Source organism: Chryseobacterium sp. S0630 (genome assembly GCF_024158915.1).
GTDB lineage: Bacteria > Bacteroidota > Bacteroidia > Flavobacteriales > Weeksellaceae > Chryseobacterium.
Genome location: NZ_JAMZGF010000013.1, coordinates 82043 through 100448 on the forward strand (window position 1 = coordinate 82043; position 18406 = coordinate 100448).

Sequence of the window (18406 nt, forward strand, 5' to 3'; positions counted from 1 at the left end):
CAATTAACGAAAGAAGGATGCTAAACAGCATCCTTCGTTTGTTTCAATATCCACGGAACATTTCTTTTACCTTTTAAAAAATACTGCCACCATTCTATTATTCTCGTTGTAAGATCTTTCTGAAGTTTGGAATCTATAATACCGTGATTTTCGTCAGTATAGAACAATGCGATGACCGGCTTTCTATATTTCCTAAGAGCACTGAATGTTGACTTATTTCCTTCGGGACTGACATTTGTATCCTTCAGACCTGACCATAGCAGCATAGGAGCTGTAACCTGCTCCATATAAAATAAAGGACTGTTTTTAATATACTTTTCCTTATTTTCTGAAAAATCTCCAAATGAATACTGTCCATGTTCCAAGCGTGCATAGTCAGGAGAATAGCTACCATAATTAAAAGCAAATGCGGAATGCATAGGGTCTGAAAAACCAGTTCCTGAAATATAGGCTGCAAATCGGTTCGATTGCGTTGCAATAAAATTGGTTTCGTACCCTCCAAATGACCTTCCCATCAGTCCTACCTTTGTCATGTCAGCCTGCTCAATTTTCGAAAGCTGATCCATTGCCTGATTCACACAATAGAGCGCTGAAATTCCCGGACCTTCAGATCCCTTTGTAATATCCGGCAACATCACCATAAAACCTGCTTCCAGCAATAGCCGAATGCTGAATCCATCCTGATTTCTGAAAGTGGGCTGCAAATAATCATTGTGATACTTTCTTTGAACTTCATAGATATATACTACTACAGGCAATTTTTCATTCTTCTTTATGTTCGGCGGTAAATACAACAAAGCAGTTAAGTCTTCATTATTAGGCCCTTTGTACTGTAATCGCTTCATCCCAATTTTTAACGTAGTATCCGGCTGTTTTGAGTCATACAGTTGCTCCGCTGTCTTTTTTGCAAAGCCTTTCTTCATGATCACCGGATTTTTATTGTAATTTTCAGCAATCCAATAGTGTGATTTGGAGGTATTATTCCCGGACAGTGAACTAATTTTATCATTCGTCTGATTAATAACCGTTTTGACAACTCCATTTTTCCAACTGATAACCGAATGTTTTACATCATCTTCAGCAATAACTTTTAACAGCAGTTCCTGATGCAAATCGACAACAAACCCTGAAATATTGCTATCATTAAAGATAGGATCCTTTCTCGCGTTCAGAACCTCCAGTTTCCCCTCAAAAGTCTTTAGCTTATGCATCTTTGAGCTCTTCATATCCTGAGACCACAATTCATTGTTTAAAGTCCATAATACTGTTTCACCTGCGAAGTACGGAGAAGCATCAATTCCAATAGACAGGGCTGTTTTTTTCCCTGTAGCTATTTCGTAGCTTATCCACTGACCCTCTTTTTTATACAGCAATATTTTACCTAAAGGATCAACCATTGTATATTTAAGAATTTCGTCAACATAAATATCTGATCCCGTTTTCGTATCATACAAAAAGGTCTTTTCAGGGACAGGACTAATTTCGGTATCCCTGTAATCTACCTGATCAAGATTCTTTTCAATTGACAGGTACATCCCTGATTTTCCTGCTGCAATACCGTCAATAAAACGGCTATCTATCTGTTGGATTTTATTTTCTTCGGGAAACCAGACCACACGATTAGGTTCATAAACCTTACGAAAGTGTCCTGTAAGATTGACTTCATTGCCATACCAAATATCGAGTCCGTCATTGTTCATTTTTTCGTAGTTCCCTAAAATCAAAAACAATCCATCTTCATTAGCAGACGGCTTATTACTGATTACATCAAAGTACTTTTGCCCATTCACTACCAGTTCTTTCGATTGATGATTGTGATCCACGTAGATGGCTTTCAAACCTTGCTTTTCCATTACAGTCATCAACCATCCGCCAGATGCCATTTTGGATTCGGCCAGTGAATACACCTCACTTTTTCCACTGTATATTTTTTCTGATTTTTTTTGAACACTGCTGAAAATTGAAATTTTCTTCAATTCATCAGTACTTGTGTAGAAAGCTAAATTCTGATCTAACGGCTTAACCCGGTCGACTTCAGACATTTTGTAAATCACTTTCAAATCTTTACTGTACACTTCAACCGCGTTAGCCTTTTTCGCATCATAATGGATCCAAAAAAGATCATTTGATTCAATGGATCCGAATGCTTTTACGTTTTGAAACTCTTTTGTCGTTCCTTTTACCGGGTCTTTAAACTCTACTGCACTTCCCTTTTGGATCAGCAGATTATGATCATGGATAAACAGTATATTTTTAGCATCAAACTTCATCATCTTTTCAGGATGTTTTGTATCTATGACCTTCATTTCCGAAGGTTTTGTTTCGTATACTCCCTGCCACATCATCCATCGTCCGTCTCTCGATACTTGCAACAAACGAATTTCTTCGGATTGCTGAACTATTTTCTCTAGTTTCTCAATATTACTTTGTGCGGGAAGCTTTTGTAACAACGCCATCACAATAATGATGAGCAGTTCTATAAGCCTATTCAATATTTTCATTGTTTTACTTCTTGTTAATTTTAATTATCTCATCCATACACTTTTCTTTAGTACCCTTCATTTTGAGGATTCAAATTAGGATTCAGCAGAAGTTCTTTCTGAGGAAGAGGCCACTGACGATGGTAAGATTTCCAGTTTGCTTTTACAGAAAGCAGCTGATCCAATTGCCCCCATCTCTTTAAATCAAAAAAGCGGATCCCATGTTCAGAGAAAAACTCCTTTCTTTTCTCCTGCTTTAATTCTTCTTTAGCGGAAGTGGGATTCAATCCTGTTAAAAGGGCTGACAGACCAGCTCTTTGCCGGGTTCTATTGATATAAGGAATTGCTTCTGCAACTTTATTTTGCTGAATGAGAACCTCGGCATACAAAAGGTAAACTTCCTCCAACCTGAAAATCACGGAGTCTTCAGAAGTGTTGGCTCCGGCAAGGTTTTTATATTTTACCGCTCTGTAATTAGTCTGTCCTTGGGACGTCACGGTAGCAATATAATTCTGCTTACGCAGATCATTTGCCGAAAAACTATTCACCAGATCTACATTGAGCATATAGGTTGTCGGAATTCCTGAGAAATTATAGAGGGCCGCTTCCTTTGTGGCATCACCGCTGTTTTTGGGTTTCAGCTGCCAGATGATGTGCGTACCCGTTTTCTGAAAAACCTTTGTGATATCATTTTGAAAAGCATAATCCGAGGACTGCAATACCAATTGCAGAAGATTTTCAGCCTCAGGCCATTGTTTACGCAGTATTTTCAATTTTGCCCTAAGCAGATTTGCGATGTTCTTATTCACATAAATCCGTTCGGCATTCCGGTATGCAGAAGGTAAAAGATTCACTGCCTGCTCCAAATCAGCATCTATACGGCTTAGCAAATCATCGGCTGAAAGCTTGGAAAGTTTGCTGTTAATCTGATAATCTGTCGTATCGGTGTATGGTATCTCTCCATAGATCTGCTGTAAATAGAAATACAGTAAAGATCGGATGAAGAGAGTTTCTCCGGTGATACGGTTTCTGGCGCTTTGAGAAAGGGTTTTGGAATTCTTTACCCCTTCAATGATGCTGTTTGCTGCATAGATATGTTGATAAGCATTTGTCCACACATTGGATACAATCAGGTTGCTTGATATTTGCTGATTGTAATACAAATCAATAATGCTGTTGCTTCCCGGTGAAGACACTGAAGCAGTATCATCGGTATACAGACCTAATAGAAGCCCCATTCCGTCTGATCCTCCGGAGATCAAAGAATTATTCCATAAGTTAGCATAGAGCCCGGCTAAAGCAGCCTCGGCGGTCTGTTCATCTTCAAATACCAGTTCTGTGGGTAATTGATTGGAAGGAAAATCTGTTTCTATCCACTGCTCACAGGAAACAGTGGTCAATGCTGCAGAAACAGCAATTATGATCATATATGGTTTTACTATTGTTTTCATTGTAATAGAACATAGAGGTTAAAAAGTGAGTTGAAATCCTAATGAGTAGGTCTTCAGAGGAGGAAGGTATCCTACCACTGTAAACTCGGGATCAATTCCAAAATAGTTGGTCAGCGTTAGAAGATTCTGTCCCTGCACATAAATCATGGCTTCCTTGATTCCCATCTTCTGAACAGGAATACTGTAGTTGATCTGTACATTTTTAAGACGTATAAAAGAAGCATCACTGATGGCTGCCGTGGAATTCTGGAAATAAGAATGTAAAGAATTTTTCTGTGCATTTGTTCCTGCACTGTACTGCATATACGTTCCATTCGGATTTGACGGCGACCATGCATTTAATACTTCCACAGGCTGATTGCTCATCATTCCCGGAATCAGCATACTTTTATTGTAGTTCCAGTTTCTTTGTTTGACAAACTGGAAAAGAAATGATGCTGACCACCTTTTATATTTCATAGAAGCGGTCCATCCTCCAAAAAACTCCACACCTATTTTCTCGACCACTTTATTATCATCGGGTGAACTGATCTTTCCGTCACCATTAAAATCCGTAAAACTGTAGAGCCCCGTCTGAGGGTTGACTCCTTCAAACTGATATACTTTAACCAGGGTCATGGGATATCCGATGACATATTGGTTCGCATAGGTTGAACCTTCAAGATTCGGAAATTCTAACAACGTATTTCGGGGTATGGACAGGTTCAAAGATGATTCCAGGCGCAGCTCTCCAGCTCTCAGTATCTGTGCTGACAGATCAAATTCCCATCCTGTATTTCTGACTTTTGCAGGAAGATTCGACTGAATCGTTGGAAATCCCGTTGTTGCCGGCAGCGGAATACCTACCAATTGATTGGATGAGGTATTGCTGTAGTAAGCGGTTGACAGATTAATTCTGTTCTTCAGAAACCCCAATTCAAGGGCAATCTCTTTTTTGGTTGTCTTTTCCCAGCTAAAATCACGGTTGTACAACCTTGAGGGAGACAATCCGGTAATGCCATTGTAGATATTGGTGGTTACCGAATAAGTATTCAGATACTGATAATCTCCGATTTTATCATTCCCTGTTGTTCCGATGCTTCCCCTAAGCTTTCCAAAACTCAGCCATGATAATTTCTTCATCCATGGCTCATCTGAAAATATCCATGCTGCACCCAAAGCACCGAAATTTCCGAAACGATTTTCAGGACTGAACCTGCTGGATCCGTCTCTCCTACCCGTAAGATTCAGAATATACCTTTTCCTGAACTGATAATTGAACCGGGCAAAAGCAGCGGTATAATAATACTGGTTGACCACCTGATCCGATACCGTCTTTGTCTTGGCAGCTCCCAGGTTCTGAATCAGTGCATTGCTTTCGAAGCCCACTCCCTGTATGGAGCCCTGCTTTGTTTCGGTCTGCTGTAAAGTTGTTCCCATCAGAATATCAAAATGATGATCCTTCCATTTAAAATCTGCATTGATCTGCGGTTCCAACAGAGAAGAAAACACGGTCTGACGATTAAGAGATGAAATGGAATTTGCGCTGGTCAATCCGGATGCGGGATTATACATAGTATGAGGTTTCAAACTTCTTTCTTCAAAATCCTGATACGTTACCCCTCCGTTTAATTTCAGAGATAAGAACGGAAACAGGCGGTATGAAATATTTGTCCCGTTATTGATGAATGTTGTAGAATTCAGATATTGACTGTTAAAGGAAGCGACGGGATTGGTAAACGTATTGTTTTCCCAATTCAGATTTCCATTAGCATCATATAAAGCCGGAGCATTGGGGCTTAACTGAAGACTTTTTTTGGTTATATCATCATTCTGAACATTATTTTTCTGAAATGAAAATGTATTGCTCATGTTAGCCTCCAGTTTTTTATCAGGCGATCTGAAGGTAAAATTACCCGTCAGGTTATTCGTTTTATACTTAAAATCTGCCGGAAAGACTGTACTCTGCTCTTGATGTCCGTAACTGATCAGGTATGATGAATTCCCTGCTCCGCCACTGAGAGACAACTGTACAACCGAAGCATCGGCAGTATTTCCGATCAGTGTTTTCTGCCAGTCTGTGTATCGATTCTGATCCCATGCTTTAAGATCATATGCAGAAGCAGGAATCGTTGTCACTCCATCATTGGCATAACCTTCACGTCTCATATTGAGATACTGCTCGGTGTTCATCATCTCCATATGGTTGGCTACTCTACTTAAAGAATAGGCGGTGTTCAATTTCAGTTCCGTTCTTCCTTTCCTACCCTTTTTGGTTGTCACAATTACAACCCCATTGGCTCCGCGCGAACCATAGATAGCCGTTGCATCGGCATCTTTTAAAATTTCAAAACTTTCGATATCATTGGGATTAATTGCATTCAGCGGATTAATTGAGGCTGAAGGCAGAATCGTTACAGCATATAAAGAGGGCGTCTCAGCACTTAAGGGTACCCCATCAATAATGTAAAGCGGCTCATTTCCTTCCCTTCGCAGACTGTTCTTACCGCGAATCTGAATATCAAATCCACCTCCTGGAACTCCTGAGTTCTGTGTAATGCTTACCCCTGCCATACGTCCCTGTGCCGCAGAAAGCACATTGGTGACAGGTTGGTTCTCAATATCTTTAGCCGATACCTTGGCAATACTTCCCGTTCTCTCTTTATCTTTTACTTTATAATACCCTGCATTGATGATCACTTCTTGAATTCCTTTGATCTTAGTATCCTGATCAGCATTACGATCAATACTATCACCATCCACATTATCACGCAACAGGTCAACATCAATGACCATTTGTCCTAATCCTGCTGTACCAGTATTACTAGCCTTCTCATCCAAAATAACAGGAATCGCTCTCTCTTTATATTGCGGATGCTTAAACAAAAGAACAGGCTTTTGTTTGTTGTTACTACGATTACTCATCTTCAAAGTGAGCATAAAAACACCTTTGGAATTGGTAAGGGTGGTTTGATTGGAATTCTTCTCTGAAACAGTCGCCCCGGAAAGAGGCTTATTTCCTGCAGTGACCGTACCTGAGATAACTTGAGTCTGAGCACTGACATGCGTACACACTACCGTTAACATTAGGGTAAGACCAATGCCTCCTATGTTGATATAGGATTTTTTCATAGCTTTGTAAAGGTTTTTAATTAACTTTAAATTCTCACGCTCTTTCCCGATGTCGTCAAACTGTAAGGGAAAGGGCTTTTTTTATATTTTCATTTATATTTCGTTTATCAGTATTTCTTTCCAGTCATTATATATGATAGGGTTCCTATAAAACAATAGCGTAAATTTTCGTCGTTTAAGATTCTATTTAATCAGGATAAATTAAAACTTTCCAGGTGCCCATGGTATAAACAAAGGGTGTGTGGTCCAAAAGAGCTCAGTGACCTCAGACACCGGAAAGCATATGAATGAAAAATTTGTCCCATGTAAGCTTAAAAAGCCACAATAGGCTGTACCTTCCTATTGTATCGTACACTCTGATACTATATTTTTAAGCGGGCTTAGATTTTAATGTAGAGATAAAGCGAACAGCATGAAATAAAATGGCATGGAACTCTACATTATCCAATTCGGGGTACTGGTATACCTTGTATACAGATAAGAGAGCCCACGCCTAGGTCGTGAGCTTCCTGCTTATCGTCTCGTATACTTAAATTACCAGTTTTCGAATTGAGATTCTAAGCAATAGCTTCTAATATTTCGTTGAAGTATCGCAAAATTACATTTATTATGTAATTAAAGCAAATATAACAAAATACCGACATATAAGTCGTTGAATTTGCAAATTTTTATAAATTATTTTACAGTAATGCAATATCAGAGGAAAATTTTTAGATATAAAGTTGCTGTAGGACTTGTAAACAAAAGGTTAAGAGAGGGAATTTTAATCAATGGTAAACCTATGACTCAAATGTATTTAAATAATGATATCAAAGAAAAGTACAATATTGATTGGAATTGCGCAAGAGAAGAATCACTACCTAATACAACTCTTCAGAACCTTTATCTAATTTGTGAATATTTCAAAATAGATATTGGCCAATATTTTGAGATCGTTAGGAATGTAACTAACGAAGAAATTGATATTACTATAAATTCGAAAAAAAAAACTTACTAGACTTTATTCAATATATTTAAAATACTAAAGCTACTAAATTCTAGTTTAGATAAATAATAAGAATTTTTATATTATGAATATTTAGACATTCTTTCAAAGGATCTTCTACATCCTTGAATTTTTATATTTTGGAATACTGCCAATCCTAAAAAGGATATTTTTTTTGTATTTTTGATTACTGATAATAATAGTCATATATAACTAATGACAAAAGAAAACAATATTGAAGCCGATCTTATTCAACAACTTCAAGATCAAAAATATAACTATCGCCAAGATATTCATAGTCGAGAAAGTTTAGAAAAGAACTTTCGCGACAAATTCGAAATTTTAAATCGGGTGAGGTTAAGTGATAATGAGTTTGAGCGATTAAAAGAAGAAATTATAACTTCTGATGAATTTGCTGCGGCTAAATTATTAAGAACCCGTAATACTTTCTTTCGAGAAGATGGAACCCCATTGCAATACACTTTAGTTAACATTAATGATTGGTGCAAAAATGACTTCGAAGTTATTAGCCAATTGAGAATGAATACTGAAATGAGTAATCATCGTTATGATGTAATCTTATTATTGAATGGTTTACCACTAGTACAAATCGAGTTAAAGACCTTAGAAATTAGTCCAAGAGTAGCAATGCAGCAAATCATTAATTACAAAAATGATTTAGGTAATGGCTACAAAAATTCATTGATGTGTTTTGTTCAGTTATTTATTGTAAGTAACAATACTAATACCTATTATTTTGCCAACAATAGAGATCAGCATTTTATTTTTAATGCTGAAGAACAATTCTTACCAATTTATCAGTATGCGGATATTAGTAATAACAAAATAACACGCTTAGATCTATTTACAACTAAGTTTTTATCAAAATGTACTCTTGGCGAATTAATCAGTCGCTATATGGTTTTAGTAGAAACTGAGCAAAAGATTTTAGTAATGCGACCTTACCAGATTTATGCAGTTGAGGCCATTATTAATTCAATTGAAGAGAATAGAGGAAATGGATATATATGGCATACCACTGGATCTGGTAAGACCTTAACATCATTTAAGGCTTCAACCTTACTAAAAAGCAATCCAAACATCGAAAAATGTCTATTCGTTGTTGACCGTAAAGATCTAGATAGACAAACACGAATGGAATTTAACAAATTCCAAGAAGGAAGTGTAGAAGAAAATACTAACACAGAAAGTTTAGTGCGGCGATTATTGTCATCGGATTATTCGGATAAAGTTATTGTAACAACTATTCAAAAATTGGGGATAGCTTTAGATCCAAAAAATAAAAATAATTACAACGAACGTTTAGCTTCGCTGAGAGAGAAAAGAATGGTATTTATTTTCGACGAATGCCACCGATCACAGTTTGGAGATAATCATAAAGCTATAAAAGAGTTTTTCCCTAAAGCTCAATTATTTGGATTTACTGGTACGCCAATTTTTGATGAAAATGCTGCCTATAAAAAAATTAACGGGCAAGAAGCACGCTATCAAACTACAATAGATATTTTCGAAAAACAATTACATGCTTACACCATTACTCATGCAATTGATGACAAAAACGTACTTCGTTTTCATATCGACTATTTTAAACCTGATGCAGATCAAGCTAAATTAAATAATAATGATATAGCTCGTAAAGCAATAGCCGAATCCATTTTAGAAAAGCATTCTACAGCGACAAGTGATCGAAAGTTCAATGCTATTTTTGCAACAGGATCTATTAATAATGCTATCGAGTACTTTGAATTATTCAAATCAATTCAAGATAAAAAACACTCTGAAGATTCTGACTATCAAAAACTAAACATTGCTTGTGTCTTTTCACCTCCGGCACAAACTTTGGCTCGAAATGGAGATTCTAATGCTCAAAAAAATGCAGCTGATATACGTCAGCTACAGGAAGATTTGCAGCAGGAAGCTGAAGATAATAAAATTAATCCTGAGGAGAAAAAAGAGGCTTTAATCAAAATCATTACTGAATATAACATTCAATATCAAACCAATCATACAATTAATGAGTTTGATTTATACTATCAAGATTTACAGCAACGTATTAAAGATCAGCAATACAGCAATAGCGATTATCCACAAAAGAATAAAATTGATATTACAATCGTGGTCGATATGCTTTTAACAGGTTTTGACTCAAAATATCTTAATACCTTGTATGTAGATAAGAACTTAAAGTATCATGGATTAATTCAGGCCTTTTCTCGTACTAATAGGGTTTTAAATGACACTAAACCATATGGACAAATAATGGACTTTAGAAACCAAAAAGATGCTGTTGACATGGCTATTTCAAGATTTGCTGATACCCAAATTGAAAAAGCTCGTGAAATCTGGTTGGTAGATGAAGCTCAAGAAGTAATAAAAAAGTATGAAAACGCTTTTACAGAGTTAAGTGATTTTATGGCTTCCCAAAATTTGGAATGTAATCCTGAAGAGGTAAGCAATTTACGTGGAGACGCTGCTCGTATAGAGTTCATTAAAAAATTTAAGGAAGTACAACGTTTTAAAACACATTTGGAACAATATACTGATTTAGATGAAACACAGCATAATCAAATTGAAAGAATTCTACCTCAAGATAACTTACGAGCCTTTAGAGGAATGTATCTTGAAACAGCACAACAATTAAAACAAGGACATAAACAAAAAGAAGAACCCGAAAATTCAATTCAACAGTTAGATTTCGAGTTTGTATTATTCTCTTCGTCTTTAATTGATTATGATTATATAATGAGTTTGATTGCTGAATATACCCAACATGACCCTAAAAAGCAAAAAATGAACAAAGAGAAACTGATACGTTTGCTTAGTTCAAGTGCTAATTTGATGGAAGAGCGGGAAATGATGGTAGCTTATATTGAAAGTTTACCTCTGGAAGAAGCATTAGATGAAAAAGCAATTCGTGAGGGCTATATAATTTTTAAAAATCAACAGCAATATAAACAATTACTAAATATCGCTACTAAGCATCAGATTGCATTAGAGCTATTACAACCATTCGTGGAAAATATAGTTGATCGTATGGTTTTCGATGGCGAAAAATTAAATGACTTGACTGATTCTCTAGATTTAGGCTGGAAAGCACGTGCACAAAAAGAATTAGCTCTTATGGAAGACGTCGTTCCTTATTTAAAACAACTCGCTCAAGGGCGTGAAATAGCAGGTTTAAGCGCTTATGAATAATAATAAACTACAACCCAAATTACGTTTTCCTGAGTTTGTTAAAGACGGAGAATGGAGTACAGATATTTTAGAAAATTTATCAAATGTTGTAAGAGGAGGTTCACCAAGACCAATCGAAGATTTTTTAACAAATAGAGAGGATGGCTTAAATTGGCTGAAAATTGGCGATGTAAATTCGGAATCAAAATATATTGTATCTACTACAGAAAAAATTTTGAAACAAGCTGAATCAAAGACTAGAATCGTTAAGCCAGGTGATTTAATTCTTTCGAATTCCATGAGTTTTGGCCGTCCATTTATTCTTGATGTGGAATGTGGTATTCACGATGGTTGGATTGCAATTAGTCAAATAAATAAAGAAAAGACAAATGAAGAGTATTTATACTACTTTATTAGTTCAGATTTTGCTCAAAAATATTTTAACGTTTATGCAGCTGGTGCAGCAGTCAAAAATTTAAATGCTGAAATCATTAAAAAATTACCAATTTTTTATCCTTCAGACAAAAAAGAACAACAAAAAATAGCCGATTGTTTAAGTTCTTTAGATGAACTAATTAGTTTACAAGAAGAAAAAATTTTAGCATTAGAAGAGCATAAAAAAGGCTTAATACAGAATCTTTTTCCTCAACAAGGCGAAACTGTTCCTAAAATACGTTTCAGAGAATTTAAAAATGATGGTGATTGGCAGAAGAAAAAGATAATTGATACTGCAGATAAAAAAATTAAATGGAGTTTTACTGGTGGACCATTTGGTTCAAATTTGAAAGCTTCAGATTATACTTCAGATGGATATAGAATTATTCAACTTCAAAATATTGGCGATGGCGAATTTAATGATACTTCTAAAATTTACACTTCGTTAGAAAAAGCAGACGAATTAATTAGCTGTAATATTTACAGTGGTGAAATTATCTTCTCAAAAATGGGAGATCCTGTTGGTAGAACATGTATTATTCCAGAAAATTTAGAAAGATCTGTTATGGCTTCTGATGGTATTAGATTAGTGGTAGATGAGCACAAGTTTTCAAAATATTTCATATTCTATTTAATTAATTCTCAACCCATAAGAGAAAAAATTGAAAAAAAATCAACCGGCTCTACAAGAAAAAGAATTGGGTTAGATGAATTGAAAAATATTGAAATATTAGTTCCGAAAAATATTAAGGAACAAGAAAAAATTGCTAATTGCCTTTCATCAATTAATGATTCGATTGCAGAAGAGTCCAACAAAATATTACAATTCAAAACACATAAAAAAGGATTACTAGATGGCTTATTTCCTAAAATTGAAAGCTAAATTATGAACGATATTGCTAAACAACTTATTGCTAATAAGAAAAACATCAATCTTGTATATGCCTTCAATGGTACCGGAAAAACAAGATTGTCAGTTGCATTTAAAGATGAATCAAAATCAAAAAATAAAGGAAATCATGCAGGAGTTTATTATAATGCTTACAGTGAAGACTTATTCATTTGGGATAATGATATACTGAATGGAGAGCTAGATCAAAAAATAGAATTAACTTCGAGTAGCTTAAATGACTATCATTCAGGTATTGACGAGATAAAAATTCATGAAAAATTAAAACCTTTTAAGCCACAATTTGATTTTAGGTTTGAATATTTTCCAAATAGACTAGCTGGTATAAAATATATACGATTTTATGGAAAGGATGAATTAAGTAATATAAAAGAAGAAGAAGATCCTCTACCGAAACCTAGAAAGATATCTCGTGGAGAACAACAAGCATTTATTTGGTGTTTTTTTTTAGCACTTTATGATGTTGAAGATTTAACAGGTGAAGGCAAACAAGAAGGGCATTTCTTTATTGATGACCCGGTTTCTAGTTTAGATGACCATAATATATTTGTAACAATATCTAGCCTAATGGATATGGTCGACAAGTACTATAAAACTAGAAAGATTATAGTAACAACTCACCATATAGGTTTCTTTTCAATTTTTGCTGACTGGTTAACTCGCGGTGAGAAATCTGCCAAATATAAAGATTTTATAGAAATTTTCAAACTAAAAAATAGTAGTGGTGCTGTAGAATTATTAGGACCTCGCAGGGAAGTTTTTCTTTACCATTTAGAATTGTTGAGAACTATAAAAGAAGCAATTGATAGTGATTCAATATTAGTTTATCATTTTGCACTACTACGACAAATTTTAGAAAATATAGCTTCTTTTTTGGGTGTCCGAAACTTTTCGTTTGTGCTAAAAGAAATTGGTATTAACGATGAAGAGAAAGTGGCTCAGATTGTAAATATCATGTCGCATAAAACAGTTTTCAGATATGAATTTACAGAGCCGGTACCTGATAATAAGCAGGATATAATACAAATATTTGAGGGTTTAATGAAGAAGTACAATTTTGTACTACATGTTTAAAAGAAAATTATGACACAAAAAGAACAACAAGAGTTAGGTAGAACCCTTTGGAATATAGCTGATAATTTACGCGGTGCAATGAATGCAGATGATTTTAGAGATTATATGCTTTCATTTTTATTCTTGCGATATTTATCAAGTAACTACGAACAAGCTGCCGCAAAAGAATTGGGGCGAGACTATCCTCAATTAGATGAGAATGACAACCGAACTTCGCTATCTATATGGTATGAAGAAAATCCAAATGATGTAGATTTTTTCGAGAAGACTATTCGTAAAAAAGTACATTACGTTATTCAACCTAAATACTTATGGAAAAGTATTTATGAATTAGCTAGGACGCAAAATGAAAAACTTTTAGAAACACTCCATGATGGCTTTAAATACATAGAAAACGAAAGCTTTGAAGGTAATTTTCAAGGTTTATTCTCAGAAATCAACTTAAATTCTGAAAAACTTGGCAAAAATTATGATGAGCGCAATAAAAAATTATGTATAATAATTACAAAAATAGGTGATGGTATAGCAGATTTTAGTACTAATTCTGATGCATTAGGTGATGCTTATGAGTATTTAATTGGCCAATTTGCTGCTGGCTCAGGTAAAAAAGCAGGTGAATTTTATACACCTCAAAAGTTATCTGATATTTTATCTGAAATCGTAACATTAGATAGTCAAGATCCAACCTTAGGACGTAAAAAGAAACTAGAACGAATAATCGATTTTGCATGTGGTTCTGGTTCCTTATTATTAAATGTTAGACATAACATTGTTAATGAAGGAGGTACAGTTGGACAAATCTATGGCCAGGAAAAAAACATTACAACTTATAATTTAGCTCGTATGAATATGCTTCTACATGGAGTAAAAGACACAGAGTTCGAAATTTTCCATGGTGATACATTAAGTAATGATTGGCCGATCTTAAACGAGCGTAATCCAGCCAAGAAAGTAGAATTTGACGCAATTGTTGCCAATCCACCTTTTAGTTTAAAATGGGAAGTTTCTGAAGCTATGGGAGAGGACTTTCGATTTAAGAATTATGGATTAGCTCCTAAATCGGCAGCTGATTTTGCATTTTTATTACATGGATTTCATTTCTTGAAGAAAGAAGGTACCATGGCCATCATTTTACCTCATGGTGTCTTATTTCGTGGAGGAGCCGAAGAGCGTATTCGTACTAAGTTATTAAAAGATAACAATATCGATGCAATTATAGGATTGCCAAATAATTTATTTTATTCTACAGGAATTCCAGTATCTATAATTGTTTTAAAAAAATGTAAAAAACATGATGATGTTTTAATTATTAATGCGAGTGAAAATTACACGAAAGGAAAGCGCCAAAATTTATTAGAACAAGAGCATATTGATAAAATTGTAAAAACCTACCAATATCGTCTGAATGAGGAACGTTATTCACGTCGTGTATCATTAGAAGAAATTGCTAATAATGATTACAACTTAAATATAACTCGCTACGTCAGCACCGCAATTGCAGTAAAGACAGTAAATCTTGAAGAAGTCAACCAAAAATTAAACGCACCAAACGGAATTAATGCAAAAATTAGGCACGCAACAGATTTACATAACTCATTCCTACGTCAGTTAGGTTTAAAAGAAATATAAGATAAAGAGGCAGTTTTAAAAACTTATGAAAACTGCCTCTTTTACAAAATTTCTTACATTAATTTACGAAAATTGTTTTTATTCAAAAGCTTTTCAATACATATTATTAGAATTGAGATTGACTCTTATCATTAATGTAGTGATTAAATAATTCACCTGCTATCTTTTGTAGTCTTATCTCTTTCCAGGGTTTAGGTTTATTCATATCCGAATCAATAAAAATCTGCAGTTTCTCAGTAATTGAAATATCGTGAAAACTAAATTGTAACTCGTCAACTTCTATATACGCACATTTTTTACTTTTATCAATGTAAAAATCACATTTCAAATCGGTTAATTCAACATCTAACATGTAATTTAGTAATGTAGAAACCTTCGGCTTTAACATTCCATAGTATATAAGTGCACCTTTTTCTTTGCTTTTAAATTCCTTTCTTTTTAGGGCTGCATTAATCAAATTCATAGCAACTAAGATCTTTAGTAAATCACTCTTATTTGTTGGAATTTTATCTAATTTATTTTTTGCACAGATAACATTTTCTAATGTTATTTCTGTATTATGATTTTCATCTAGTGATAATTTTATAATATCTTTTAGTTTTAACATTGTATATTCAATTCTAAATTATTTTTTTCATCTGCTTATTACTTCAAATTCTCAATCTTCTCAACAACATCATATTCCTTCTTATGAATCTTCTTACTCGTTAAATCAATCTTAACTGTTTCAATAAAGTCCTTAAAATCATTATTCATAGCAAGTTTATTCATTGTTTCAAAGTCCAAATCCTTTTTGTACTTAGCTGGTAGAATCACGTCTGAAGAATGTGGATCTTCAAGATCAAGTTCTATCACACCAATACCAAATGAAGCAGCTAACCTAGACAATTCATTCATAAAATCTTCATCTTCTGATATTCTAGCAGCCACCAAATAAGACTCATTTGCCCAAGAAGAGTTAGAAACACATTGAAAGAAACTTTCTCTTAAGTTAGCAAAACTCAACTCTCTTTTAATCTCAAATGAATACAAAACGACTGAATTTACACCAACAGCCCTGCTAAATTCATTGATCTCTTGTTTCCAGTCTTCCATACGATAGTAACACCCTACCATATCAGGATGTACCCATTCTCCAAACTCCTTCTTACTAGAAATATGATGCCTTATTGTTTTGGTATAACAATTCAAATGATAATAAACGAAGTAGCTTAGGTACTTATGAAGATCCTTTTCTAAAAAATCAAATTTCTTTTTTTTCAATGGTGGCAGATCTTCTGGAATTGTATTTTCATAATCTTCCAACACCCCTTCCATTGATTTTAAATAAAATCTTTTAGGTCTTGAATCTGTTTTAGCAAAAACTGATTTCGGATTATCTTTGCTATTCACATAGATCTGAGCTCCTAATGTTGACCATGGAGTCTTTCCCTGTGAATTTAATTTTTTATTATATCCTTTTTCGACAGCAAGGTTCCAAATTTCAGTGGCTGTCAATGGTTTCTTTTCTTCTTTTAATATGGATTGAGCTAGCTCTAGAAAGGTCATGGTAGTTTGTCTTTATTTCCTAAATTACATAGATCTCACTATGTAACATTATAATTTTATGCTAAAATAAGAAAAGAATAAAAATCAGTGAGAACTACAACATAAAAAACTTACAACAGGAATTTTAATTTTAAAGCACCGTGAAAAAAATTCTTTACCCTTGCAAATACAAATTGTATACGTAACTTTACTATCTACATATATAAAAATCACTTAAACTGATGATTCCCGCTAAAATTTTTATTGACGAATTTGGTAATACACACCTTGATCTATCCCAAAAAGGTACATTTTCACATTTTATCTACACATCTGTCATCATCAAAGAAACTGACACAGAAAAAGCAAGAAAAATTCTAAAAGAAATATGCTTCAAATATAGATTAGGTGATGATTTAAAATCAAAGAATATTAAAAGTAAAAACTTTAAAAAGAGAAAAGATATTTTAATAGAATTTCTTGAAAAGTTAGATTTTGTAGTGGACGTAATGGTCGTTGATAAGTCTAATTTATCTGGTGATGGACTGAAGATTAAAAAAACATTTTACAAATATTTCCAGTCTTTATTTGTTGAAAAATATAATAATATATATGAGAGCTATTCAATTAATGCAGATAAGGTTGGAGAAGAATTTAAAATTGAACTCCAAGATTATGTGAGAAAGAAAAGCATAAGTCGTGATTTATTTAACCCTGACAGGAATTTTGAGATATTTGATGACAAAGATGAAAAACTGATACAAATTGCTGATTTTATCTCTGGCTGTTTAGGAAAAGTATTTTGCACAAGCCACTTTGATAAACAATACATTGAACTGTTTAATCTGCTGCATGCAAGAACGTCAATTTCTTACTTCCCTTTTGAGAGCTATATTACGAAAGAAATAGAGAATAAACCTGAACTTGATAGGCAAATTATGAAAATGAACTATCAGTTGATAGAAAAGTTTTTTGACTCTTCAAAAAGTGAGAAAAGCAAGGAAAAAGCAAGGCTATTAGAATATCTTAGATTTCAGTCTGAGTTAAACCCTAACCGCTTAGTATCAACAAGAGAATTACTAATCTATCTCAATAATTTCTTTCCAAACATAAAAAATGAAAGAATAAGAACCTTAATAAGAGATCTTAGATATGAAGGATTATTTATTGTAAGTCATTCAGGAAAGCCAGGCTACAAACTTGCTACGAAATATTCCGATGTTTCTGAGCACTTTAATCACTTTTTAAAATATGTTGTACCTATGCTTCAAAAGGTAAAAATTTTGAATCAGACATTGTCACAAAATTCTTTCAATGATATTAATCCTATCGAAAAAGATCCTAACATGCAAAAACTTAAGGAATTGGTAGCTGGCATCTAGCATTTTGGAAGATCATTAATTACTGTGTGAGAGCCAACTGTTGATCTCATTGTCAGGACAATGATTAATTCAATAGTTATTATTTAATGTCTACTATATTGTAAAGGAATCTTTATTAAGTTTGTCCCAATTTGAAAGAAATAGAGGATTATTTGTAATAGCCACGACTTAATCTGACAGTTAGGGTTTAAAAATAATTGTCAGTTATCCAATACTGTCCTTACTTC

Annotated in this window: 10 protein-coding genes; 5 read left to right on the plus strand and 5 right to left on the minus strand. The window is 34.1% G+C overall.

What is annotated here, in order from left to right; all coding sequences use genetic code 11:
* Positions 1-20 precede the first annotated feature (20 nt).
* The 3 genes from NK356_RS08480 to NK356_RS08490 are packed head-to-tail and all read right to left on the minus strand — an operon-like array spanning position 21 to position 7042.
* On the minus strand, positions 21-2501 hold the full coding sequence (locus NK356_RS08480; RefSeq protein ID WP_253316713.1) for a S9 family peptidase: 2481 nt from the start codon (positions 2499-2501) through the stop codon (positions 21-23).
* A 47-nt stretch (positions 2502-2548) separates the two neighbouring features.
* A complete protein-coding gene (locus tag NK356_RS08485; RefSeq protein ID WP_253316714.1) occupies positions 2549-3931 on the minus strand; it encodes a RagB/SusD family nutrient uptake outer membrane protein in 1383 nt (460 codons plus the stop codon).
* An 18-nt stretch (positions 3932-3949) separates the two neighbouring features.
* On the minus strand, positions 3950-7042 hold the full coding sequence (locus NK356_RS08490; RefSeq protein WP_253316715.1) for a SusC/RagA family TonB-linked outer membrane protein: 3093 nt from the start codon (positions 7040-7042) through the stop codon (positions 3950-3952).
* A gap of 1201 nt (positions 7043-8243) precedes the next feature.
* Between NK356_RS08490 and NK356_RS08495 the strand changes: the two genes are divergently transcribed.
* Genes NK356_RS08495 through NK356_RS08510 form a run of 4 tightly spaced genes read left to right on the plus strand, consistent with a single transcriptional unit; the run spans position 8244 to position 15270 of the window.
* Positions 8244-11243 carry a type I restriction endonuclease subunit R gene (locus NK356_RS08495; RefSeq protein ID WP_253316716.1) on the plus strand — a complete coding sequence of 1000 codons (3000 nt, stop codon included), beginning with the start codon at positions 8244-8246 and terminating at the stop codon, positions 11241-11243.
* Positions 11236-12540, plus strand: coding sequence for a restriction endonuclease subunit S (locus tag NK356_RS08500; RefSeq protein WP_253316717.1), 1305 nt, complete (start codon positions 11236-11238; stop codon positions 12538-12540). Before NK356_RS08495 ends, NK356_RS08500 begins: the two co-directional genes overlap by 8 nt.
* Before the next feature lie 3 nt (positions 12541-12543).
* On the plus strand, positions 12544-13641 hold the full coding sequence (locus NK356_RS08505; protein WP_253316718.1) for an AAA family ATPase: 1098 nt from the start codon (positions 12544-12546) through the stop codon (positions 13639-13641).
* 9 nt (positions 13642-13650) lie between these two features.
* On the plus strand, positions 13651-15270 hold the full coding sequence (locus NK356_RS08510) for a type I restriction-modification system subunit M (protein WP_253316719.1): 1620 nt from the start codon (positions 13651-13653) through the stop codon (positions 15268-15270).
* A gap of 106 nt (positions 15271-15376) precedes the next feature.
* On the opposite strand, the gene NK356_RS08515 is transcribed toward NK356_RS08510, so the two are convergent.
* On the minus strand, positions 15377-15877 hold the full coding sequence (locus NK356_RS08515; RefSeq protein WP_253316720.1) for a hypothetical protein: 501 nt from the start codon (positions 15875-15877) through the stop codon (positions 15377-15379).
* A 38-nt stretch (positions 15878-15915) separates the two neighbouring features.
* Positions 15916-16818, minus strand: a complete 903-nt coding sequence (locus NK356_RS08520) for a COG2958 family protein (RefSeq protein ID WP_253316721.1) — start codon at positions 16816-16818, stop codon at positions 15916-15918.
* A 221-nt stretch (positions 16819-17039) separates the two neighbouring features.
* Between NK356_RS08520 and NK356_RS08525 the strand changes: the two genes are divergently transcribed.
* Positions 17040-18179: a DUF3800 domain-containing protein gene (locus NK356_RS08525; protein ID WP_253316722.1), complete on the plus strand. Its 1140-nt coding sequence runs from the start codon at positions 17040-17042 to the stop codon at positions 18177-18179.
* The last annotated feature ends 227 nt before the right edge of the window (positions 18180-18406 follow it).